This is a genomic window from Mesorhizobium sp. BR1-1-15 (assembly GCF_020165475.1).
In the GTDB taxonomy this organism is placed as follows: Bacteria; Pseudomonadota; Alphaproteobacteria; order Rhizobiales; family Rhizobiaceae; genus Mesorhizobium.
In genome coordinates, this window is the sequence record NZ_JAIUIF010000030.1 from 1 (window position 1) to 22,213 (window position 22,213).

Consider the following 22,213-nt stretch of genomic DNA (forward strand, 5'->3'; position numbering starts at 1 on the left):
GGTTCGACTATTTCGACCTTTCGGTCGGCAGCCAGGGTTATAAGGAGCACATCGGCGCCACCAGTTCGGTGCTGGCCGAACTGTGCCAGTCGATGACACTGCGGGGATGGGGCGCTACCGCCTACATTTCGCTGCGCTGCCGGATCGAGCTTTTCATTCGCTCCAAACCGCGGCTGCTCAAGGCGGGCCAAGGCCTGGTGCGCGGCCTGCGCCGCTTGCGCTGACAGGCAACCGAGCCGATCCGCAATGAACCGTGAAACGCACAGCATCAATTTGCAGGACCGCTCGAGGGGACGCATCGCAAGGGCGCTGCGGTTCGTCCGGCAGCAAGGAATCCTCGAACCGTTCCGGCTCGTCCGGCGGCATGGCCTCGGTGACAGCGGCCGCTTCGTCGCACGCAACATCCGCCATCTCGTTGCCGACCGGCTGGCGCGCCAGTGGGATCGCGACAATGGCGTCGATACGGCGGGTTCGATCCGGCTCGACGCGCTCGATGTCGTCGGACCGCACCGGGACCAGGGCAATGAATGTGTCTGCACGTCGCCCAGATCCTTCGCCTTCATCATGGACAGGCTGACGGACGATCTTGCAGACTACACCTTCATCGATATCGGTTCGGGCAAGTCGCGCACGCTCCTGCTGGCCTCGCACTACCCGTTCGCCGCGATTGTCGGTGTGGAGTTCGCGCGGGAGCTCGTCGCAATCGCCCGGCGCAACATCGAGCGATACAAGAGCCCGGCCCAGAAATGCCGCCAGATTGCAGTTATCGAAGCGGATGCCGCGACGTATGAGTTCCCGCCGACGCCGCTGCTGGTCTATTTCTACAATCCCTTTTCCAGGGACGTGTTTGAAATCGTGCTGGGCAATCTCATGTCGTCGCTGGAACGGCACCCGCGGCCCTGCCTCGTCGTTTACGGCAGTTCGAGCCACAGGGCCATCGAATGGGCGAAGCCCGCCATCCGCGATGCCGGGTCTTTCCAGCAACGCGTGACGCCGCCCATGCCGCGTTTCCTCGACGCGGTGCGGACCATCGATTACGCGATCTTCGACTACCGGCCATCATAAAGGGCGATTTTGTCAGGGCCGGCGGCCGGCCGGGTTCAGCAGCCGTTTCGTCAGCACCCGCCATGCCGTCAGCGGCAGTTCGATCAGCCCCGGCAGCAGATCGTTTGAGGCGAACGCCGCCCAGGATCGAACCGTCGCGAAGGAGTTGACATAGGCCGCGATGCCAAGCCTGCCGCCCAGCATCAGCGTCACGGATGAAACAGCGTCGCGGGCCAGATACATCCATGCCGTTCCCGGGCGAGCGGTAGCGGCTGCGGTGGCCCGGCCGTTCACTGTCTCCCACAGCATCGCGCCCAGGTCGACGCCGGCAGGCGCGCAAAGTCCGAACCACGACCAGGGGCGCGGATTGACGTCGAGAAGCTTGAGCGTGCCGTCGCGACAATCGTGCTTGAATTCGACCTCGACCAGGCCGCTATGGCCGATCGACGACAGCAATGTGCGCGCGGCAGCGACGGCGCGGGGCTCGTCGACGATCTCGACGAAGGTGCTGGTATAGCCGAAGTCGACCGGATACTGCCGCGAGCGGCGCGCGGTGAACTCCGCGATCGGCTTGCCCTCGTTCCAGAGCGCGGCGTAAGAGAATTGGCTTTCTCCCCCGCCCGGCACGCGCTCCTGCACGACGACGTTTTGGCCGCCGACCTGTTCGGCCGCGTCGCGATAGGCGGCAAGAAACGAGGCCCTGTCGTCGGCCTGGACGACCTTGGCCCTGGCGATGCGGGTGTTGCCGCCGCCCATGTGAGGCTTGAGAACGACCGGAAAAACCATGTCCAGGGATGAGGCCTGCGCCATGGATGCGATGTCATAGGTCCTTGGAATGGACAGCCGCAACTCGGTTGCCCGCCTGTAGAGGAGAGGCTTGTCGCAGACCCACTGCAACGCATCCCAGGAAGGCAGCAAGATCTTATAGATCGCCGACAGGGCGGCGAGGTTTTCCGAGACCAGGCGAACCTCTGGATCGGCGGCCGGGATCAGGAGGCATCCCTCCAGCCGGTGTTTAGGCGCCGCTTCCAGCAGAAACGGCAGTGCCCGCTCATCGTTTGGGCCGGGCCAGCGGATGGTGGCTCCGACAAATCGCGACCAGCCCGGCAGCGGCGAATCATTGGTGATGTAGGTGAGGGGCACTTTTTGCGCGCCGAGGCTGCGCGCCAGGGCAAGCGTGCCGTGCGCGCCCCCAAGAAACACTGCGCCTGACGTCGCCAAGCCTACATCCTCACATGCTGTCCGGCACGGCCGGTTGCCCAGCTCTTCCGCTTTGACAGGCGAGAGCCCCGCCTGATCGCGCTGATACATGGCGGGGCCCGCGATGCTCAACGCGGCTTCGGGCCGGCGGGAACCGAGGCTTCGCCCAGTCTCACGGTGGAGCGCCGTGCGTTCTGCCCCTTGCTTCTGGCAGTGCGTATGAAACGGGTGACGACCTGCGCCGCATACGGGGTGGCGGCGGTGAAACGCATCAACGGGCCAAAACTCGCGACCGCGCTGGCGCCGACAAAATGCAGGCCGGGAATGTTCGATTCCAGTCCCGTGGAAAGGACAGGCGATCCGTCGCGGCAGGCGATCGCATCGAGGAAATCGGGGGCGAAGAGCCCGAGCTTGCCGATGTCTATGCGATAGCCGGTCGCGAGCAGGACGTGATCGTAAGCGGTCGAGCCGTTCTCGAACCGCAAGTCTAGTCCGGAGTTGCTGGCGGAGGCGCCGACGATCACGCGGCCGGCCTTGACCTTGATGCCGCCGAAGTCCGGCCGCAGCCAGCCTGACGCGCCGGCCCTGAGGCCACGCGCATTGACCCAGCGTCGCGCCGCCGCCGGCAAACCATGCACGAGACCCGGCGCCTCGATCAGCCAGGACAGCGGGAACGGGCCGACGCGCGAGGGCGACGCCAGGAGTTCCTCGGCGGCGCCGAGCACATTGCGGCCCCGGTTGCTGGACGGCGCGCCCAGCCAATGGATGTCGCCCCGGCAGACGAGTTCGACGTCGGCTCCCGCCTTTCTCAGCAGGACGGCGGATTCGCAGGCGCTCTGTCCGCGTCCGACAACGGCGACATGCTTGCCGGCAAAGGCTTCGAATCCAATGTGCGCGCTGGTGTGGCTGACCAGTTCGGAGGGCAGGCCGGTGAAGGCGGCGGGCACCAGTTCCTGGTTCTTCAGGCCCATGGCGACGACGACGCGGCCGGCGCGAACCGCATCGCCGTCGGCAAGGATCAGCCGGAATCCCGCATTGGTCCGTTCGACACGGCTCACCATGCGCGTGTCGAGATCCGGAACCGCCTGAGCCTGAACCCACATTCCATAGTCGACGAAATCTTGCCGCAGCAATGGCTCGCGCAATTGGACGCGCTGGCCGCTGGCGTAGGAATCGAGGGAGAGCGGGCCGTTCGGGTTGCCGATAAAGGTTGCGCGCCAGGGCGAGCGAAGCCGCATGCCCCGAGGCATGTTCTCGCGCCAAAAGCCCATCGGGCTGCCAAAGGCAAGCACGTCTACATCAGCTGCCCTGAGCGCCGTGGCGACGCCAAGTCCGAAAGGTCCGGCGCCGACAACAGCCACTTCACAGTCATTGCTTCGCACGGAAGCGGTCATGAACCTTGTTCTCCTGGATGGCCGCGCCATCCCCGCGCCGCTCTGACGCATTGGCGCCGCGGCCGGAGCCCGCCCTATTCCTAGGCGCGCCGAGGTTAACAATGCGGAAAGCAGAAGCGCCGAGCCGCCTCGGCGCATATGCCAAACAAGATGTCATATTGTTCCAGCCCACAGGTTCGCGGACATAATCGAGCCAATGCCGTCGGCTATGCTTGCGTCTTGCAGGGAAGCCGCCGCGGCGAAGAAATTGACACCCGCGCCGCTCTCCGCCATCCTTGGGGCCAGTCGCCGGACCGCGAAGAGCGGTCGAGTTCCGTGTCAGGGCGACCGAGGGCGAAGCGCATGTCCAGTGCCGTGAACAGCCAGAACTCCAAGCGTGCCGCGGTGCGCAAGGCGCTCGACCGCCACAAGGTCTACATCACCGCGCAGAGTTTTTCAGGCGGCACCTATAGGGCGCGCGTGCTGGTCGATGGCGAGGCCTACTGGGTCGACGAATTCCGCTTGAGCCAGCTGCGGCAGGGCCTGTCGCCCGCTGAGCTCGAACTGACGCCGGCGGCCGACGATTGAGCGTGGTGACTGGTTGGCAGCGACGTTTCGGCTAGTCACCCTGATACATGCCGCATCGGACCGTTCGAGCAGGCATGGCGCTCTGTTGTTGCAATTGGCTGGCTTGCGACGGTCGATGCCATGACGACGCCCTCCAAGCTCAAACCTTACCGCGCCAAGCGCGAATTCTCGAAGACGCCGGAACCGGCGGGTGGGTTGATCGCCGAGGAGGGCAACCGCTTCGTCGTCCACAAGCACCATGCCACGGCGGATCACTACGACCTGCGCCTTGAGGTCGGCGGCGTGCTGAAGAGCTGGGCGGTGCCGCGCGGACCTTCGCTCAATCCGGCCGACAAAAGGCTGGCGGTCGAGACCGAGGACCATCCGCTCGAATATATCGACTTCGAGGGCGTCATTCCCGAAGGCGAGTATGGCGGCGGGCCGATGATCGTCTGGGACACGGGCAGCTGGGCGCCGATGGAGGATGTCGAGAAGAGCTTGCGCACCGGCGCCTTCAAGTTCCGGCTGGCCGGGAAAAAGCTCAATGGCGGCTGGATGTTGACCAGGCTGAAGCCGAAGCCCGGCGAAGAGGAGGGCAAGAAGAATTGGCTTCTGTTCAAGGAGCGCGATCTCGCTTCCAATCCCACGCTCGACATCCTCGAAGAGCGGCCGGAGAGCGTGAAATCCGGCCGCCGTATCGAGGAGCTGGTGGCGCCGCCGCCGGCCAAGGCTGCGCCAAGGCCCGGCACGCTGAAGCCCGGCGCCTTGTCCGGCGCGGTCAAGGCCTCTCCCGCCGCCCGCATAGAGCCGCAGCTGGCGACACAGGTGCCGAAACCGCCGGGCGGTGACGATCCTGGCGACCGCACCGGCGAGTCCTGGCTGCATGAGATCAAGTTCGACGGCTACCGCACCATGGCGCATCTGACAGGTGGCGAGGTCAGGCTGATCACCCGCGGCGGCATCGACTGGACCAAGCGTTATGGCGATCTGCCGCATGCCTTCGCCAAGCTGCCGTGCCGGGAGGCCATCATCGACGGCGAGATCGTCGTGCTCGACGGCAAGGGCATTTCCCGCTTCGCGCTTCTGCAGGACGCGCTGGCGGAGGGCGCCGGCAGCAAGCTGCATTTCTACGCCTTCGATCTCCTGCATCTCGACGGCTGGGATTTGCGCAAGGCGCCGCTGGAAAGGCGCAAGGCGCTGCTGGCCGAACTGCTCGCCGGCCTGCGCGCCAACTCCGCGATCCAGTACAGCGATCACGTGGGCGGCGACGGGCAGGGGCTTTACGACCAGGCCTCGGAGCTTGGCCTGGAAGGCGTCGTCTCCAAGCGCGCAACCGCGGCCTACCAGAGCGGCCGCACGAAGAGCTGGACCAAGACCAAGGCGCTGCAAACCGGCGATTTCGTCATCGCCGGCTACACGGTTTCGGATGCAGCCGAGGGGCTGGCGGCGCTTGGCCTTGCCGAATTCGAGGACGGCGAGCTTCACTATCGCGGCAAGGTCGGCACCGGCTTCGACGCCGAGACCGCGGCCGATCTTCTGGCCCGGCTGGAGCCGCTCACATCAGGCGCCATGGCGCCCGAAGGCGCGCCGCGCGAAATCATGCGCGAGATGCATTGGGTGAAGCCGCTGTTTTCAGCCCATATCCATTACGCCAACCGCACGGCGGACAATGCTCTGCGCCATGCGGTGTTTCGCGGCCTCAGGGATGTCGGCCTGTCGACGCCGGTTTCGGCCAAGCGCAAGCGGCTGATCGCGGAGGCTGACCTCGCCACGATCTGGGTAACCAACCCGACCAGGCGCCTGTTCGGCAAGACCGGGCCCACCAAGCTCGACATCGCCGTCTACTACGCGCTGGTCGGGGATTTCATGCTGCCGCATATTCTAGGGCGTCCAGTGTCGCTGGTGCGCTGCCCGACCGGCCTGCCGAAGGACTGCTTCTTCCAGCGCCATGCCTTCACCGGCATGCCGCCTTCGGTTGCCACCTTCGAGGCGACCAATTCCGAGGGTGAGACCAAATCCTACCTCTCGGTCGAGGGCGCGAAGGGCTATCTGGCGCTGGCGCAGTTCGGCGTGGTCGAGTTCCACACCTGGGGCACGCATCGCACCAGCCTCGACAGGCCCGACCAGATTGTCTTCGATCTCGATCCGGGCGAAGGGATCTCCTGGCGCGAAGTGGTGGAGGCCGCCGTGCACATCAAGGGCGAACTGGAGGAGCTGGGGCTGGTGCCCTTCGCCAAAACCTCGGGCGGCAAGGGCATCCATATCACCGTGCCAGTGACGGCCAGGCAAAACTGGAAGACGCTGCACCAGGCGACCAGCGCTATTTCCGCGCATCTGGCGGCAAGCGCGCCGGACACCTTCACCACCACAATGGGCAAGGACAACCGCAAGAAGCGCATCTTCATCGACTATCACCGCAACGCGCGCGGCCACACCTCCGCCGCACCCTATTCGCTGCGCGCCCGCACCAACCTGCCGGCCTCGACACCGGTGAGCTGGGCGGATCTGGAGACGATCGACGCGCCGCAGGACCTGAACTATGCGTCGCTGCCGGGACTCTTGGAAACGTCGGGCGATCCGTGGGCTGAGATCGACGAGTTTGCTCGGGATTTGCCTACGTTCAAATAGATTGGTTTCCTCCCCGCTTCGCGAGGGCGAAGAAACCCAAGTCCATCGACGCTTTTGACAATTTGAATTATTCTCTACTCGCGGCCCTTCCGGCGTCCTAAAACATTTCGTCAGGATTTGCCGGTAAGGTGCGGGGTCGGTGTAGGATTTACGCAGCCTTGTTCGTCCTTCGGACGAAAGCGCTGCGAAAAGTTTCAGTGCATGGCCGCGTAGGAGTTCATCATGGCGCCCAGGGCAAGTTGGAAAGGTTACCTCAAGCTCAGTCTGGTGAGCTGTCCGGTGCGGCTATACCCCGCCACCAGCGCCAGCGAGCGCATCTCGTTCAACCAGTTGCACAAGAAGACCCACAACCGCATCAACATGAAGCCGGTCGATCCGGAACTCGGACTGGTCGAGCGTTCGGACCTGGTCAAGGGCTACGAGTACGAGGACAAGCAGTACATCATCATCGACGATAGCGACCTCGACGCGGTGCGCATCGAATCCAACCACACGATGAACATCGAGGCCTTCGTCGACGAGGACGAGGTCGACGTCATCTACCAGGACGCGCCCTATTACATGGCGCCGGACGGCGCGATGGCGGAGGAGACTTTCGCCGTGCTGCGCGAAGCGATGCGCAAATCCGGCAAGCTGGCGATCGCCCGGCTGGTCCTGTCCAGCCGCGAGCGCGTGGTGACGATCGGCGCGCGCGAAAACGGCATGTTCGTGTGTACGTTGAGGAACCCGAACGAAGTGCGCGGCACGGCTGAATATTTCGGCAACATCCCTGCGGGCAACCCGGATCCTGAAATGCTGCAACTGGCCGAAGCGCTGATCAAGCAGAAGGAAACCACCTTCGATCCGAAGAACTACGAGGATCGCTATGAGATCGCGCTGATGGCGATGATCCGCGAGAAGCTGAAGGGCCACAAGCCCATCATCGCGGCGGCACCCGAGCGCGGCAACGTCATCAATTTGATGGATGCGCTGAAGGCGAGCCTGTCGCAGTCGAAGCCGCCGGCCAAGTCGAAGAGCAAGGCCGACGAGACGCCCGCCAAGCCCGCCAAAAAGACGGCTGTGGGCGGCGCTGCTGAAAATCCGCTGAAAGCCAACCTGCTGAAGGCGGTCGGCAAGAGCAAGAAGTGACGGCACCAGCCGGCGCGATATTCGGCACGATCGGCGCGCTGGCGGCGTTTCCGCTCAGGCTGGCGGCGCGCGAGGTCGCGCGCCAGCATGGCGAACTCAGGCGCGGTGTCATCCGGCGCACCACGCATGTCGTGTTCGGTCGCGGTCTGCTGGTCAAGGCCGGGCTGGTCAAAGCCGGGCTCACGAAGACCGGCGATGTCGAGGTCGAACGCCGCGTCGCCGCCGAGCGCGGCGCCGGGCGCACATTGCTCAGCGAGAACGGTTTTCTGCGCCTGCTCGGACTGATGAAGGCGCCTGAGGCCTCCTCGCTGTCGCGGCAATCGCTGATCGATCAGTCGCAGCTATCCGGCGCCGACCTCGATCTCTTGTCGCTGTTCGATGCCTTCGAACATGACTCGGAACCCTATTCCTTCCGCGACCTGATCCTGGCGCGCAAATATGCCGGGCTGGTCGCCGGTGGCGCGACATGGGGCGCGATCGCGCGCTCGGTGCATCGTTCCGGCCCGGTGGCTTCGCTCACCGCCAAGTCGCTCGCGGTCGGCTCGGCATCCGGGCGGCCCGATGCGATCTATCTGGATGGCGGCGAGAGCGAGCTCGACGGGCAATTGCTGTTCGATCTCGGCGCCTCCGACGACGATCCGCTGGAAGAGCTGTTCGCCGAGGCCGAAGCGGCGGAGGAGGGCGGCGACCATGATGGTGCCGCCGCGCTCTACCAGCGCTGCCTTGCCATCGATCCAGGCGACGCGATCGCCGCCTTCAACCGCGCCAACTGCCTGCGCGCCGGCGGCCACCCGGCGGAAGCGGCCCATGACTATGCGCGCGCGATCAAGCTCGATCCGGCTTTCGTCGAGGCCTGGTTCAATCTCGCCGGGCTGATGAGCGAGGAGGGCAAGACGGCGTCGGCGCGAAGGCACTTGTGGAAGGCGATCGCGCTCGACGGCAATTACGCCGATCCGGTTTTCAATCTCGCCCGGCTCGAATTCGACGCCGGCAATTTGCTGGAAGCGCGGCGGCTGTGGGCGCGGTATCTGGAGCTCGACGCGGAGTCGGAGTGGGCTGGAGTTGCGGCCAAGGGCGTGCAGTTCGTGGACATGCAGCTGGCGAAATCGGCGGGGTAAAGCTCTTTCCTTCTCCCGTTTTGGGAGAAGGTGGATCGGCGCGCAGCGCCGAGACGGTTGAGGGGTGCGTGTCGGAATGAGGCGTTTGCGTTTCCTGGAACACCCGTGATCCGGCCGAGCTTCGCGAGACCACCCCCGGGGCGAGCCAACGGTCTCGCCCGCCCTTCGGGTCCCACAAGGGGAGAAGGGGTCACCAACGCCGAGCCACGGGAGCCCTATTCCATGACCACCTTCCTCTTCGACGGCGACGACACAGCTCCCGTCACCATCCTGCTCGCGCATGGCGCTGGCGCGTCGATGGATTCTCCTTCGATGACCGCCACCGCCAAGGCGCTGGCGGCAGTAGGCTTTCAGGTCGCGCGGTTCGAGTTCCACTATATGGCGTCCCGCCGCTATGGCCACCGCAAGCCGCCGCCGCGCGCCGAGACAGTGAACCCGGAATACATCAAGGCGATCGCCGACCTCAGGGCGAGGGGCGTGACCGGGACGTTGATCATCGGCGGCAAATCGATGGGCGGTCGCGTCGCCTCGATGGTGGCGGACGAGATGTTTGCCAGGGGCGAAATCTCGGGCCTGCTTTGCCTCGCCTATCCCTTCCACCCGCCCGGCAAGCCCGAGCAGTTGCGGACCAAGCATCTGGCCGGGTTGACGATACCGACGCTGATCTTCCAGGGCACGCGCGACGAGTTCGGCACGCCCGACGAGATTGCCGGCTATGGGCTCTCCGACAGCATCGAGGTCGTATGGTTGGAGGATGGCGATCACGATCTGAAGCCGCGCAAGAGCATCTCGGGGTTTTCGACCGCCGATCATCTGAAGACGCTGGCCGAAACGGTGAAGGCTTGGACGGGCAAGCTCGTCTCTTGACCCGCCGATGAAAATCGCCTCCTTCAACATCAATAACGTCAACAGCCGACTGAAGAATCTGCTGACCTGGCTGGCGGCGGCAAGACCCGATGTCGTCTGCCTGCAGGAGTTGAAGGCGCGCGATATGCAGTTTCCGCGCACTGCCCTGGCCGATGCCGGCTACGGCGCGGTGTGGAAGGGGGAGCCGACCTGGAACGGCGTCGCCATACTGGCGCGGGGCGCCGAGCCGGTGCTGACGCGCGATGTGCTGCCCGGCGACGATGCCGACAGGCAGAGCCGCTACATCGAGGCGGCGGTGAACGGAATCGTCATCGGCTGCCTGTACGCGCCGAACGGCAACCCGCAGCCGGGGCCGAAATTTCAGTACAAACTCGCCTGGCACGCACGGTTGGCGGCGCATGCCGAACAGTTGCTCGACACCGGTCTGCCGGTGGTGCTGGCGGGCGACTACAACATCGTGCCCGAGCCGCGCGATATCTATGCCACGCGCTCCTACGACGATAACGCGCTGGTACAGCCGGAAAGCCGGGCAGCCTTTGCGGCGCTCATCGAGCAAGGCTGGACCGACGCACTGCGCAAGGTGTACCCCAAAGAGACGCTCTACACCTTCTGGGATTACCGGCGGAACCGCTGGCCGCGCGATGCGGGCTTGCGGCTCGACCATATCCTCCTGTCGAAGAAGCTCGCCCGCAAGCTCAAGGCTGCCGGCATCGACCGCGACGTGCGCGGTGAGGACGGCGCCAGCGACCACGCGCCGGTGTGGGTGGAGTTGCGGTGAGGGGCGGCGTTTGGCGAAGCAGAATGCCCGCTCTCTTTTTCTCCGCCCTTCGGCGACAGCGACCATACAGTATACGGCGCAGAGTAAAATACGGCTCCCTAGCAGTAGACAGTCATTCTGATGGAATTGCCGTGCTTTTGCGTCCGCAAAAGCTCCACTTTCGATTGGGCGAAACTCGTTGAAGAATCCGGAGCTTACCGCTAGCCTCGATCCGGGTGGTCGGAAGAGTGTACGTGGGGTGGAATGTTCGGGTCACTGGAAAAGCTCAAGCAACGGCTGTTGCGGCCGCCGCATGCCTATAGGCCGACGACAGAGTCATTCCCCGACATTGACGTCCAGCGCATTGCAACGGATATGCGGCTTGCGGAGAAAGGCGAGAAGCGGGGCAGGGAGAATCTGCCTCAAAGCGATGACCTACCTTACGATGCCGTTGAAAACGATATCATCGAATTGGTCGGAGCCGCCCAGAAACAATCCCACGATCATCTGGAGAACCAACTTGCGGGGTTCAGGCAGCGTCTCATCGACCTCGACTTTGAATCGCGCTTTGCCAATATAAAAGCGGCATCCACGGCTGGTCTCTCCGACTTGAAAGCCGAATTGCAGATGGGAATCGATGATCTGCATGGGCTGCGTCGCGATCTGAAGGAGGCAGAGTCCTGGCATCGTGATTTCAAGGATCAGAACGGGCTTCGCCGGCCCTGCAAGAAGACCACCGCCATCGGTACGACGTTGAAATGGCTCTTTGTGGTGGCGCTGGTGATGGCAGAGCTCGTCATCAATGGCGAACTGCTTGCAAAGCGAAACGAGCTCGGGCTGGTCGGCGGCATCGTCGAGGCGCTGATCTTCGCGATTCTCAATGTCGGCGTCGCGCTGATGTTCGCCCTCTATGGCGTGCGCGAGATCGCGCATCGCTCGATTTTCCGTAAGTTTGTCGGCATTCTCGCCATCGCGGCCTATATCGGCGCAGCGATTGCCATCAATCTTGGTCTGGCGCATTACCGCGAGATTGCCGGAACGATCGCGACCAATGGCGACGAGGTGATGCGACGCTTGCTAAGCGCGCCATTCGCGCTGAACGAATTTCGCTCCTGGATACTCTTCTTCCTCGGTGTGATGTTTTCACTCTTTGCCCTGATCGATGGGCTCAGCATGCGTGACACTTATCCAGGCTACGCCACGGTTGATCACCGGCTTGACGAGGCGCGGGCAAATTATCGAAACAAGCGGCAAGGCCTGATCGGCGAGCTTTCCGATGTTCGCAGTGGTTATGAGGACGAACTCGCCGATGCGCGCGCCGACCTCAGCAAGCAGCGGACAGAACACGATGCGATCGTGGCCCATCGCTCTCGGTTGGTTGGGCTGTTCGACGCCCACCAAGCTCAGCTTGAACGTGCGGCAAACAGCCTGTTCCGAATCTACAGGGACGCCAATATCGCTGTACGCACGACACCCGCGCCGGAGCGCTTCTCGCGGCCATACCAACTCGGCCGCATCGGCGTCCAGTATTTCCGCGACGGGGAATGGAACAGCGACGAATTGCAAGCTTCCATCAAGGATGCGCAAGGCGACCTCGACAAGATGCTGGTCGCCTTGGGTGAACAGTTCGAGGCTGCGTTGAAGCAGTATCGCGAACTGGATGTGCTGGTGCCTGAAGCCCAATGAGCGGTCGACGGTCCCGGCGCTCGCCTTCCAACCTTGTCAACTGGGGCTGGATTATTCTATTCGCGCTCGGCCTCATTGCCGCCGCGATAGGCTTTACCTACGTCTATGTCTCGGCGCGCTCGCAACTCGTCGAACTTGACGATCGGCTTTGCCCGGTCGTCGGAGCTGCGTCGCAAACCATCATCCTGATCGATACCACGGATGCAATCGCTGACGTCACCAAACTGAACATCCAGACCCTGCTGCGCGATACCGCCTCCGGCATCCAGCGCGGTGGCTTGCTCGAGATCAGGGCCCTTACATCAGCGGTACCCTATACGAAAGAACTCTTCTCGCTGTGCAACCCCGGCAATGGCGGCGACCTCAGTGCTTTCACCGGCAATGCGGCGCTGGCGCGAGAGCGTTGGCAAGCGGGATTCGGCCAGCCGCTGCTGGTTGCGCTTGAAAAAGCGGTCGAGGCAAACAAGGCCGACAGCTCGCCGATCATGGCCGGCATTCAGTCGATAGCCGTCAGCCATCTGGTCGCCCAGAAAACGCGTGCGGTCCCCTCGCGGCTGATTGTCGTTTCGGACATGTTCGAGAATACCGAATTCTTCTCTCACTACCGCGGCGCCACAGATTTCGATGCCTTCAAAAAGTCGCCCGCGGCAAACCGCTTCGCTACGGATCTCGCTGGCAGCGATGTGTCGATCTGGCTCATACGCCGGGCGAAGTCGCCCGTCGACAGCGTCGCGTTGATGGCATTCTGGCAGCAGTGGATTGATTACAATCACGGCGTTTTCAGCTCTGCCAAGTCGTTGCAAGGAGTTGAAGGGTGAGGCGGCCGCGCGTGGCCAGCCGGCAGTTGGACGCTGCGGCGCCACTGGTCTTTATCGTTTTTACCGGCCTGGGCGCCGCCTACATAGTCGTGGCCAAATCGCTTTCCGTGTCGGCATTCGTCGTTACCTTCGTGCCGATCGCGCTGATGATGGGCTACGCGGCGATGATCATGATCGCGCGCGGGCTCCGGCTGCGCGACGACCAAACCGGGGACAACTTCTACTATATGGGCTTCATCTTCACGCTCACCAGCCTCGCCGTTTCGCTTTACCAGTATGGAGGCGGTGGCGCGGTCGACGAGATCGTGCGCAATTTCGGCATCGCGGTTGCCTCCACCATCGCCGGCATTGCATTTCGCATCGTCTTCAATCAGCTCCGGCGCGACCCTATGGAAGTGGAACGCGTGTCACGTCTCGAGCTCGCAGAAGCGTCCCGCAAGGTGCGCCGGGAACTCGATGGCATCCTGAGCGAGATGAACCATTTCCAACGCTCCAACCAGCAGATGCTGCAAGAGGGCTATCACGAGATACGAACGCAAGTGGAAACCTCGGCGAAATCCCTGGTCCAGTCTCTGGACCTGCTCGCCAAGGAAGCTTCCGAGCACATCAGGGCATCCTCGCTGGCGATGCAGAGCGGAATAGACACCGAGGAGCTGCGGGGCGGCATCGACCAGACAGCCAAGGCAGTTCACGATATCAACGCCATCCTGACCAGCGCCAGCACGCAGATTGCGACCGCGACACAGATGATGGCCGACAAGCTCGCTGGCATGTCGACACCCGACAAGGTCATCGAGGTTCGGCTGGAGCCGGTCGTGGCCGGTTTGCAGCGGGCGATCGAAACCGCCATGAGCGATTTCTCTTCCCGTCTTGGCGATGTGGCGGAGCTTCGGCGCGGGCTGGAACAGTCCACGGCGGAAGCGCTTCGGGCCAGCGATGTGCTCGACAAACTTGCGGCGACATTTGAGGGTTATGATCGAGCGCCGACGCGGCAGGGTCTATTCAGACGGCTCTGGCGTGGCGGCTAAAGCGCGTTGCATGGTCAGTGTGGGACGATGTCGATGAAGATGCCTTCCTCGCTTATCGCCGAAGGGGAACGCGGCCATCGCCGAGGCGTGGTGCTTGGGCTCACAATGGCCGAGCTTCTCCTCCTTCTGCTTTTCTGCCTCCTTCTGGTCTCGGCCAGCATCGCACAGCGAAAAGATGAGAGGATCGCCGAGCTGCAGGCCTCCGCGAACCTGGACATCACGGTGGGCCAGCTTGCCGACATGCGTGCCGAACTGGCGCGCCTGCAGGCGCTGTTTCCAAAAGCGGCGCTTCCTTTGCCGCCAGCCAACTGGACCGAGCTCGTTGCGGCCAAAGCGGTGATCGACGGGCTTACGGAAAAGGGCATCGATGCCGCGCCGACGTCAGACCCGACGCTGCGGAAATTGCTGCTCGAAATCAGCGAAGCCAAGGCCGCCGACCCCCGTCTGCTGGACCGACTTGAAAAGACGCTCTCGGCCTCCAACGACAGGAGCGCGGACGCTGAATCGTCGATGCAGTGGCCGCCGATGATAACGTTGAGCGACGACGGCTATACATTTGAACGTGGCAGCGCTGCTCTCACCGACGCGTTCCGGGCTCGTTTGCAGACCAAGGTCACGGACGACGTTCTGTCTTTGCTGACACGCTACAAAGTCGATGTCGTCGAGATCGTCGGTCACACGGATGAGCAGAAAATCAATCCGGCCAAGCCGTCCAACCTCGATGCGGTTGCGATCTCGGCGATGAACGGAGCCAGCGCTATCAGCGATTTGACCCCGGCCGACAATGCGGGGCTGGGGCTCTCGCGTGCGATCGCGGTAGCGAACGCGCTGATCCAGACGGGACGGCTGGGCAGTGTGAAGATCATTCCGTTGTCAGCGGCACAGCTCGTAATGCCGGGAGACATTATCGCCGACGGCAGCCACGTTGGCGATGTTCGGGAACGCCGGCGTATCGAGATTCGGGTACGACGGTCCTCGGACGGCGGCACCAATTAACGCGGTGATCGCGCGATTCAGCCTGCTTGGCGGTATCGACAACGACGCCCTTGTTTTGACCGCAGCGCTTTTTCGCAATCGCGTGGCCTGGACCGCAAAGCCTTCGTCGCTTCGCTCCCGCTGCACCGAGGGATCGACGAACGGCGCCCAACTACCCCAGCCACCACCATAGCGCCGCGATCACCGCGATAACGGCCGCCACGCTTAGCGCCAGCATGATGTAGGAGCCCTTGATGATGTCGGCGATGATCTTCTTGATGGCCTCGCGGTCGTTGAGATTGGGGAAGGGCTCGTTCGGTTGCGCCACGTCGAGGAAGTGGCAGAGCGGGGCCCAGCCTTCGCTGACCTTGAACACCAGCAGCTTTTCCGGCGGCACCGCCGCCTTCACTTCCTCGACATATGCGTTGTAGCGCTCCACGGCCTTGGCGCGGTTGCCCATGACGCCGGCTAGCGTGCGGCCCCAGATCAGCCTGCGTGACATGTCGCCGAATTTCCGGCCGAACGGCGTCAGCCATTCCAGGATCTTGAACTGCCAGACATTCTCGGTGAAGTAGATCGTGTCGATGGTGCTCTCGTACCAGGCTTCCGCGCCGCGCGGGTGCAAGGTGAGCAGCACCTTGGCGTCGGGATAGGCGGCCATCAGTTCGCGCCACACGCAGCAGCCTGGATTGTCGACCGTCGCCTTGTAATTGCCGAATACCCGGCTCCAGTCCTGCTGCGTGCCGGGCGGGCTGTTGGCCACCTTGCGCCAGAAATCGAGATGGCCCTTGTTGGCCTTGTTCAGGATCACTTCCTGCATGTGGTAGCAGGGCAGGCCGAGCCTGTTCAGCGCGACGAAGGTCGACCATGTACCGGTGCGCCCGAAGCCAGCCCCGATCAGCGTGAGCGTCATTTGTTCCCCCGACCAAACCAAGGCCGCGTGCTCGCGCCAAAAAAGGACGCCGCGGCAACCCTAGGCATGCCCTGCGCGACAAGGACGCCGCGCCGCAGGATCGATTTGCTCCCTTGCATCGATCTTCTGGCAACACGTTGCGCCCTGGCCGGCATTTGCGCAACAGATTTCTATGGGGCCTGTGTGAGAGGACCGCTGTTGACGTCGGACGATGATAGAAGAAGACGCATTGCCGTCTTGAACGGCGCGGAGCGGATCGGCGTGATGTCCACGCCTCTAGGTGAGACGTTGCCGTCATCGACGCTTTCGCAAAATCAAACGGAGGGCGGGCAGCGCCGCTGCCCGCCCTCGCAGCTCACTCAGCCGCGAGCTTGTCCTGCGTGTTCGTGTCGAAATCGCTGGCGTCGTGGCGTTCGTGCAGCTGCATCGCGGGTTCGCCGAAGGCGCGGTTGACCATGCGTCCGCGCTTGACCGCGGGGCGCTCGTCGATCGCCTTCGCCCACCGCTGCACGTTCTTGTAATCCTGCACCGAAAGGAACTCGCCGGAATCATTGTACATGCGGCCGAGCGCCAGTCCGCCATACCAGGGCCAGACCGCCATGTCGGCGATCGAGTAGCCGGCGCCGGAAAGATATTCGGTTTCGGCCAGGCGGCGGTCGAGCACGTCGAGCTGGCGCTTGGTTTCCATGGCAAAGCGGTCGATGGCGTATTCGATCTTGGTCGGCGCGTACGCATAGAAATGACCGAAGCCGCCGCCGAGATAAGGGGCAGAGCCCATCTGCCAGAACAGCCAGGACAGGGTCTCGGCGCGCGCCGGCTGGTCGGTCGGCAGGAACTCGCCGAACTTTTCGGCGAGATAGGTGAGGATCGAACCGGACTCGAAGACGCGGATGGGCGTGGCGCCGCTGCGGTCCATCAGTGCGGGGATCTTGGAGTTCGGATTGACCTCGACGAAGCCGCTGCCGAACTGGTCGCCATCGTTGATCCTGATCAGCCAGGCGTCGTATTCGGCGCCCTTGTGGCCAAGCGCCAGCAGTTCCTCCAGCATGATCGTCACCTTGACGCCGTTCGGCGTCGCCAGCGAATAGAGCTGCAACGGGTGCTTGCCCACCGGCAGCACCTTGTCATGCGTCGGGCCGGCGATCGGGCGGTTGATGCTGGCGAAGGCGCCGCCGCTCGGCTTGTTCCAGGTCCATACTTTCGGCGGAGTGTATTCGGTCATCGCGGGGCCTCGTATTGTGGGGAGAGACAGGTTGGAAGCGGGACTGGCAGTTGCACCTACAGCTAGGGCTGCAAACGGGAAAGTTCAACTTGCGTTGAACTATTGTCAATGACCATGCCTCTCATCTTCCCTTTGGGCTTCGAAAGGATGGAGGGGATGCCCCCCAACCCCTTGCGCCTTGGTTCGCGTGCCATACCTATAGGAACGTGACCCCCAAGCCCGTCCAGGACAAGAGCATGCCCATCAATCCCAACAGACGCTCCGTCGTGGCGGTGCGCGCCACCATTCCAGACGATGCCTTCACTGCCGGGGCATTGGGCACGCTGCGCGAAGGCAGCGGCGTCGTTATCCGCGAGAATGGGTTGGTGCTGACCATCGGCTATCTCATTACCGAGGCGGAAGAGGTGTGGCTTACGACCCATGACGGCCGCGTCGTGCCTGCGCATGCGCTGGCCTACGACCAGGAATCGGGCTTTGGCCTGGTTCAGGCGCTGGCGCCGCTTGGCCTGCCGGCGGTGGCGCTGGGCGACGCCGGCAGGGCCAGGATCGGGGATAGCGTGGTGCTCGCCGACGGCATCGGCCAGTCGGTTCAGGCCAGGATCGTCACCAAGCAGGAATTCGCCGGCTATTGGGAATATCTGCTCGAGGAAGCGATCTTCATCGCGCCGGCGCATCCTTCCTGGGGCGGCGCGGCGCTGTTCGATGCAAAGGGCGCGCTGCTCGGCGTCGGGTCGCTGCGCCTGCAGATGAGCCGCAACGGCGAGGTCGCCGATATCAACATGGTGGTGCCGATCGACCTGTTGCCGCCGATCCTCGACGATCTCCTGACGCGCGGCCAGGTGGCGCGGCCGCCACGGCCATGGCTCGGCGCCCTCTCGGCCGAAAGCGACGGCCGGGTGGTGGTGATGAGCGTGACCGAAGGCGGTCCGGCCGCCAAGGCGGGCCTGCGCGAGGGCGACGTCATCTCAGACATACGCGACGGCGCGGTCGACGGGCTGGCCGATTTCTATCGCAAGCTATGGGACAGCGGTTCGGCCGGCGCCGAGATCCCGATGCGGGTCCTGCGCGACGGCCGCGAAACCTGGCTGCGCGTCAAATCCGCCGACCGCGACAGTTTCCTAAAGAAGCCGCAATTGCAGTGAGCGCGTTACCTTCTCGACAGCAGAGAAGGAAAGCTCACAGCCCAGTCTAAAAGAAAAAGCCGCCGTCGCTTGCGCGAGGGCGGCTTTTTCCTGGGAGGACGTCAAGAAGAAGACGATCAAGAGATTCAAGATACCGTTCTATCTCCTTGTTCGGGCTTGAGAAGATCAAGCCGCGGCTTTGTGCTTCCTGACGTGGGTGTGCTTGCGTACAGGCTTCTTCACATGCCGGCTGGCGTGCTTGCGATGCGACCGCATTGATGGCAAACGAAATGCCAAGCAGGGCACCCATCCATCCGGTCGAACGTGGTTTCATTTTCGGGACCATCCCTTTGCGTTGCGCCGCGACCGGTTCCGGCCGCCGCGGGGGTGGTTATCGCAGCACCGCTTTTCTCCAGTTTTTTCCCGGACGTTGAATCTTGTTTCTAAAGTGTGTCTGGAGGGCGCTTCTCCCTCCTCCGCTGTGGGAAGACGTAAGAGCGCTGCGCCCGCTGCGGCGCTTCTGCCTCTTTCCCCGCCGCTGTCATTCGCGTATGGGCCGGGGCAACTCCCGCACCCTCACATCAGCCTCCCGGACCACTCATGATCAGACTTGAAAACATCGGCAAGCAGAACGGCCGTCAGCTTGTCTTCATCGAGGCGTCGGCCGCCTTGCAGAAAGGCGAAAAGGTCGGGCTCGTCGGCCCCAACGGCGCCGGCAAGACAACACTGTTTCGCATGATCACCGGGCAGGAACAGCCCGACGAGGGCCAGGTGCAGGTCGATCGCGGCGTCACGATCGGCTATTTCAGCCAGGATGTCGGCGATATGGACGGCCGTAGCGCGGTGGCCGAAGTGATGAACGGCGCCGGGCCGGTGAGCGAAGTGGCGGCCGAGATGGCGGCGCTGGAGGCGGCTATGGCTGATCCCGACCAGGCGGACCGGATGGACGAGATCATCGAACGCTATGGCGAGGCGCAGCACCGCTTCGAGGAACTCGACGGCTATGCGCTCGACGGCCGGGCGCGGGAAGTGCTCGACGGTCTCGGTTTCTCGCAGGAGATGATGGACGGCGACGTCGGAAAACTCTCCGGCGGCTGGAAGATGCGCGTGGCGCTGGCACGCATTCTGCTGATGCGGCCCGACGCCATGCTGCTCGACGAGCCGAGCAACCATCTCGACCTGGAAAGCCTGATCTGGCTCGAGCAGTTCCTGAAGAATTATGACGGCGCGCTCCTGATGACCTCGCACGACCGCGAGTTCATGAACCGCATCGTCAACAAGGTGGTGGAGATCGACGGCGGGTCGCTCACCGCCTATTCCGGCAATTACGAATTCTATCAGCAGCAGCGCGCGATCGCGGACAAGCAGCAGCAGGCGCAGTTCGAGCGCCAGCAGGCGATGCTGGCCAAGGAGATCGCCTTTATCGAACGGTTCAAGGCGCGCGCGTCGCATGCGGCCCAGGTGCAGAGCCGGGTGAAGAAGCTCGACAAGATCGATCGCGTCGAGCCGCCGAAGCGCCGCCAGACGGTGAATTTCGAGTTCCAGCCGGCGCCGCGCTGCGGCGAGGACGTCGTGACGTTGAAGAACGTCCACAAGGCCTATGGCAGCCGTTCGATCTATGAAGGGCTCGACTTCCAGGTGCGCCGACGCGAGCGCTGGTGCATCATGGGCGTCAATGGCGCGGGCAAGTCGACGCTGTTGAAATTGGTGGCCGGCGCGTCCAATCCCGACCAGGGCTCGGTGGCGCGTGGTCCGAGCGTCAAGATGGGCTATTTCGCCCAGCATGCCATGGAGCTGCTCGACGGCGAGCGCACCGTGTTCCAGACGCTGGAGGACAATTTTCCGCAGGCCGGCCAGGCGCCGCTTCGGGCGCTTGCCGGCTGCTTCGGTTTTTCCGGCGACGAGATCGATAAGAAGTGCCGGGTGCTTTCGGGCGGCGAAAAGGCGCGGCTGGTGATGGCGCTGATGCTGTTCGACCCGCCCAACCTCCTGGTGCTGGACGAGCCGACCAACCATCTCGACATCGTCACCAAGCAGATGCTGATCGAGGCGCTGTCGCAATATGAGGGCACCATGCTGTTCGTCTCGCACGACCGCCATTTCCTGGCGGCGCTGTCCAATCGCGTGCTGGAATTGACGCCGGATGGCATCCACACCTATGGCGGCGGCTACACCGAATATGTCGAGCGCACCGGGCAGGAGGCACCGGGGCTGAGGGGATAAGCACAGAGGCTATTCTCCGGAAGCGGCCGTGGCACGCTACGCCGTCATTTCCGAAAAGAGCCAATCGCGAAAAGCCTTCACCTTGCGCCGGCGGACCGCGTCCGGCGGGTAGACCAGGTAGAAGCTGGAAACCGATTTCAGCGCGTGGCCGAAAGGGCGGACAAGCCTTCCGGTGGCGAGGTCGGCCGCCACGAGCATGGTCCGGCCAAGTACCACGCCTTCACCTTGCACGGCCGATTCGACGGCGAAAGTGGCGGAATCGAAGGTAATCCCGCTCCGCGGATCCACGCCTTCCACTCCCGCGCTGGACAGCCAGGCCGCCCAGCCGATCGGGAAACCATCATGGATCAGCGTGTGGTGCCTGAGATCGTCGGGCTTCTCCAGCGGCCAGGCGCCCTGCATGAGCCTCGGGCTACACACTGGAAACACCTCCTCGCCAGTGAGGAATTCCGATGTGAGACCCGGATAGTTTCCGGCGCCATAGCGGATGGCGACGTCGATGCCGTCGCCAAGGAAATTGGTCAACCTGCCCGTCGTCGAAATCCTGACGTCGATGTCGCCATGCGCGCGATGAAAGCGATAGAGCCGCGGCACCAGCCATTTTCCCGCGAAGCCGTCGGAGGTGGAGACGTTCAATGTCGAGCCCGAATGGGCGGCCGTCGCCGATTGGGTGGCGGCCGCGAGCTGGTCGAGCATCTCGTGGACCGCCCTCGCATAGGGCTCGCCCACGGCGGTGAGGCGCACCGAGCGCGTCGCGCGCTCGAACAAAAGCACGCCGAGCTGTTCCTCAAGGTGCTTGATCGCCCGGCTGACGGCGCCGTGCGTGACGTTGAGCTCGTCGGCTGCCCTGGAGAAATTCAAATGCCGCGCGGCGGCCTCGAAGGCCGGCAGCGCGTTGAGTGGGGGAAGTCTGCGGATCATGGCCAATCTGTGAGATTTGATCACAAATCCTTGCCAAAGTTTGGATTGTCTGTCCAGCGCATGCTGGACAGAATGCTCGCAGGATTTGTGATCAAACGTCACGAGAGCAGCATGGCTACCGTTCACCCCTTCCTCTGGTTCAATCTCAACGCCGAAGAGGCGCGCGACTTCTATCTGTCTGTGTTCAAGAATGGCCGGGCGCTTGAGGCGATCGAATTCACCGATTTCGTCGGCGGCACGAATAAAACGGTGCCGCACGCGATCTTCGACTTCGAGCTCGAGGGCCAGCGCTTCACCGCGCTCAATGCCGGCTCGATGCCGCCGTTCAATGAGCGGATCTCGCTCTACATCGAGACCAAGGACCAGGCCGAGACAGATTATTACTGGAACGCGCTGACGGCGGGCGGCGGCGCTGAAAAGCCTTGCGGCTGGCTGAGGGACAAATTCGGCGTCTACTGGCAGGTGATCCCCGAAGCGGCGCTGCGCCTGATGAACGACCCGGACCGCGACAAGGCGGGGCGGGCGCGGCAGGCGATGTACAAGATGAGCAAGATCATTGTCGCCGACATTGAGGCGGCCCACGCCGGCAAGGCGTAATCCAGCAGTCCATCCTGAAGACGGAGG

At 63.4% G+C, this 22,213-nt stretch carries 20 protein-coding genes and 1 pseudogene; 15 read left to right on the forward strand and 6 right to left on the reverse strand.

Translation table 11 applies throughout. From position 1 onward, the window contains the following. Positions 1 to 224 (forward strand): annotated as a pseudogene (locus LB541_RS28125) (GNAT family N-acetyltransferase); the annotation flags it as partial. A 22-nt stretch (positions 225 to 246) separates the two neighbouring features. Next, complete coding sequence (locus tag LB541_RS28130; protein WP_140759693.1) at positions 247 to 1,065, forward strand: class I SAM-dependent methyltransferase; 819 nt, start codon at positions 247 to 249, stop codon at positions 1,063 to 1,065. Between the two features lie 12 nt (positions 1,066 to 1,077). Here LB541_RS28130 and LB541_RS28135 read toward each other — a convergent pair whose 3' ends face one another. Then, positions 1,078 to 2,265, reverse strand: coding sequence for an ATP-grasp domain-containing protein (locus tag LB541_RS28135; protein ID WP_140582519.1), 1,188 nt, complete (start codon positions 2,263 to 2,265; stop codon positions 1,078 to 1,080). Between the two features lie 107 nt (positions 2,266 to 2,372). After that, positions 2,373 to 3,638 carry an NAD(P)-binding domain-containing protein gene (locus LB541_RS28140; RefSeq protein ID WP_140728416.1) on the reverse strand — a complete coding sequence of 422 codons (1,266 nt, stop codon included), beginning with the start codon at positions 3,636 to 3,638 and terminating at the stop codon, positions 2,373 to 2,375. Positions 3,639 to 3,980: 342 nt separating this feature from the next. On the opposite strand from LB541_RS28140, the gene LB541_RS28145 reads away from it, so the two are divergent. The 10 genes from LB541_RS28145 to LB541_RS28190 all read left to right on the forward strand — a co-directional run bounded on the left by LB541_RS28145 (position 3,981) and on the right by LB541_RS28190 (position 15,210). Then, positions 3,981 to 4,205 carry a hypothetical protein gene (locus LB541_RS28145; RefSeq protein WP_140499061.1) on the forward strand — a complete coding sequence of 75 codons (225 nt, stop codon included), beginning with the start codon at positions 3,981 to 3,983 and terminating at the stop codon, positions 4,203 to 4,205. Positions 4,206 to 4,325: 120 nt separating this feature from the next. Then, complete coding sequence (gene ligD / locus LB541_RS28150; RefSeq protein WP_224620086.1) at positions 4,326 to 6,812, forward strand: DNA ligase D; 2,487 nt, start codon at positions 4,326 to 4,328, stop codon at positions 6,810 to 6,812. A gap of 222 nt (positions 6,813 to 7,034) precedes the next feature. Then, complete coding sequence (locus tag LB541_RS28155) at positions 7,035 to 7,940, forward strand: Ku protein (protein ID WP_140556386.1); 906 nt, start codon at positions 7,035 to 7,037, stop codon at positions 7,938 to 7,940. Continuing rightward, positions 7,937 to 9,058, forward strand: a complete 1,122-nt coding sequence (locus LB541_RS28160) for a tetratricopeptide repeat protein (protein ID WP_224620088.1) — start codon at positions 7,937 to 7,939, stop codon at positions 9,056 to 9,058. The genes LB541_RS28155 and LB541_RS28160 overlap by 4 nt, the downstream gene beginning before the upstream one ends. 222 nt (positions 9,059 to 9,280) lie before the next feature. Further along, positions 9,281 to 9,925 (forward strand): alpha/beta family hydrolase, encoded by a 645-nt coding sequence (locus tag LB541_RS28165; RefSeq protein WP_224620090.1) that lies wholly within the window; start codon positions 9,281 to 9,283, stop codon positions 9,923 to 9,925. A gap of 7 nt (positions 9,926 to 9,932) precedes the next feature. Next, the gene (locus LB541_RS28170) at positions 9,933 to 10,703 is read left to right on the forward strand and encodes an exodeoxyribonuclease III (protein WP_140499052.1); all 771 of its coding nucleotides are present in this window, start codon (positions 9,933 to 9,935) and stop codon (positions 10,701 to 10,703) included. Positions 10,704 to 10,946: 243 nt separating this feature from the next. Then, on the forward strand, positions 10,947 to 12,368 hold the full coding sequence (locus LB541_RS28175; RefSeq protein ID WP_224620092.1) for a hypothetical protein: 1,422 nt from the start codon (positions 10,947 to 10,949) through the stop codon (positions 12,366 to 12,368). Beyond that, positions 12,365 to 13,186 (forward strand): hypothetical protein, encoded by an 822-nt coding sequence (locus LB541_RS28180; protein ID WP_140499048.1) that lies wholly within the window; start codon positions 12,365 to 12,367, stop codon positions 13,184 to 13,186. The genes LB541_RS28175 and LB541_RS28180 overlap by 4 nt, the downstream gene beginning before the upstream one ends. Then, positions 13,183 to 14,214: a hypothetical protein gene (locus LB541_RS28185; protein ID WP_224620094.1), complete on the forward strand. Its 1,032-nt coding sequence runs from the start codon at positions 13,183 to 13,185 to the stop codon at positions 14,212 to 14,214. Before LB541_RS28180 ends, LB541_RS28185 begins: the two co-directional genes overlap by 4 nt. 33 nt (positions 14,215 to 14,247) lie before the next feature. Then, complete coding sequence (locus LB541_RS28190; protein WP_181167220.1) at positions 14,248 to 15,210, forward strand: hypothetical protein; 963 nt, start codon at positions 14,248 to 14,250, stop codon at positions 15,208 to 15,210. 151 nt (positions 15,211 to 15,361) lie between these two features. Here LB541_RS28190 and LB541_RS28195 read toward each other — a convergent pair whose 3' ends face one another. Beyond that, entirely contained in the window at positions 15,362 to 16,102 is a 741-nt protein-coding gene (locus tag LB541_RS28195; protein WP_140499042.1) for a sulfotransferase family protein, read from the reverse strand. A 355-nt stretch (positions 16,103 to 16,457) separates the two neighbouring features. Beyond that, on the reverse strand, positions 16,458 to 17,324 hold the full coding sequence (gene yghU / locus LB541_RS28200; RefSeq protein ID WP_140499040.1) for a glutathione-dependent disulfide-bond oxidoreductase: 867 nt from the start codon (positions 17,322 to 17,324) through the stop codon (positions 16,458 to 16,460). Positions 17,325 to 17,560: 236 nt separating this feature from the next. On the opposite strand from yghU, the gene LB541_RS28205 reads away from it, so the two are divergent. Further along, on the forward strand, positions 17,561 to 18,466 hold the full coding sequence (locus tag LB541_RS28205; RefSeq protein ID WP_140582497.1) for a S1C family serine protease: 906 nt from the start codon (positions 17,561 to 17,563) through the stop codon (positions 18,464 to 18,466). A 46-nt stretch (positions 18,467 to 18,512) separates the two neighbouring features. On the opposite strand, the gene LB541_RS28210 is transcribed toward LB541_RS28205, so the two are convergent. Then, the gene (locus LB541_RS28210) at positions 18,513 to 18,779 is read right to left on the reverse strand and encodes a hypothetical protein (RefSeq protein WP_224620096.1); all 267 of its coding nucleotides are present in this window, start codon (positions 18,777 to 18,779) and stop codon (positions 18,513 to 18,515) included. A gap of 266 nt (positions 18,780 to 19,045) precedes the next feature. Here LB541_RS28210 and LB541_RS28215 point away from each other — a divergent pair, with 266 nt between their 5' ends. Further along, a complete protein-coding gene (locus LB541_RS28215; RefSeq protein ID WP_140895364.1) occupies positions 19,046 to 20,668 on the forward strand; it encodes an ABC-F family ATP-binding cassette domain-containing protein in 1,623 nt (540 codons plus the stop codon). A 36-nt stretch (positions 20,669 to 20,704) separates the two neighbouring features. On the opposite strand, the gene gcvA is transcribed toward LB541_RS28215, so the two are convergent. Beyond that, positions 20,705 to 21,589, reverse strand: coding sequence for a transcriptional regulator GcvA (gene gcvA, locus LB541_RS28220; RefSeq protein WP_140499030.1), 885 nt, complete (start codon positions 21,587 to 21,589; stop codon positions 20,705 to 20,707). 111 nt (positions 21,590 to 21,700) lie between these two features. On the opposite strand from gcvA, the gene LB541_RS28225 reads away from it, so the two are divergent. Continuing rightward, on the forward strand, positions 21,701 to 22,186 hold the full coding sequence (locus LB541_RS28225; protein ID WP_140499028.1) for a VOC family protein: 486 nt from the start codon (positions 21,701 to 21,703) through the stop codon (positions 22,184 to 22,186). Positions 22,187 to 22,213 lie beyond the last annotated feature (27 nt).

Coding starts and splice junctions, on each gene's coding strand:
- LB541_RS28130 (WP_140759693.1), top strand. CDS start 247: ATGAACCGTGAAACGCACAGCATCAATTTGCAGGACCGCTCGAGGGGA.
- LB541_RS28140 (WP_140728416.1), bottom strand. CDS start 3,638: ATGACCGCTTCCGTGCGAAGCAATGACTGTGAAGTGGCTGTTGTCGGC.
- LB541_RS28145 (WP_140499061.1), top strand. CDS start 3,981: ATGTCCAGTGCCGTGAACAGCCAGAACTCCAAGCGTGCCGCGGTGCGC.
- ligD (WP_224620086.1), top strand. CDS start 4,326: ATGACGACGCCCTCCAAGCTCAAACCTTACCGCGCCAAGCGCGAATTC.
- LB541_RS28155 (WP_140556386.1), top strand. CDS start 7,035: ATGGCGCCCAGGGCAAGTTGGAAAGGTTACCTCAAGCTCAGTCTGGTG.
- LB541_RS28165 (WP_224620090.1), top strand. CDS start 9,281: ATGACCACCTTCCTCTTCGACGGCGACGACACAGCTCCCGTCACCATC.
- LB541_RS28170 (WP_140499052.1), top strand. CDS start 9,933: ATGAAAATCGCCTCCTTCAACATCAATAACGTCAACAGCCGACTGAAG.
- LB541_RS28175 (WP_224620092.1), top strand. CDS start 10,947: ATGTTCGGGTCACTGGAAAAGCTCAAGCAACGGCTGTTGCGGCCGCCG.
- LB541_RS28180 (WP_140499048.1), top strand. CDS start 12,365: ATGAGCGGTCGACGGTCCCGGCGCTCGCCTTCCAACCTTGTCAACTGG.
- LB541_RS28190 (WP_181167220.1), top strand. CDS start 14,248: ATGAAGATGCCTTCCTCGCTTATCGCCGAAGGGGAACGCGGCCATCGC.
- LB541_RS28195 (WP_140499042.1), bottom strand. CDS start 16,102: ATGACGCTCACGCTGATCGGGGCTGGCTTCGGGCGCACCGGTACATGG.
- yghU (WP_140499040.1), bottom strand. CDS start 17,324: ATGACCGAATACACTCCGCCGAAAGTATGGACCTGGAACAAGCCGAGC.
- LB541_RS28205 (WP_140582497.1), top strand. CDS start 17,561: ATGCCCATCAATCCCAACAGACGCTCCGTCGTGGCGGTGCGCGCCACC.
- LB541_RS28210 (WP_224620096.1), bottom strand. CDS start 18,779: ATGAAACCACGTTCGACCGGATGGATGGGTGCCCTGCTTGGCATTTCG.
- LB541_RS28215 (WP_140895364.1), top strand. CDS start 19,046: ATGATCAGACTTGAAAACATCGGCAAGCAGAACGGCCGTCAGCTTGTC.
- gcvA (WP_140499030.1), bottom strand. CDS start 21,589: ATGATCCGCAGACTTCCCCCACTCAACGCGCTGCCGGCCTTCGAGGCC.
- LB541_RS28225 (WP_140499028.1), top strand. CDS start 21,701: ATGGCTACCGTTCACCCCTTCCTCTGGTTCAATCTCAACGCCGAAGAG.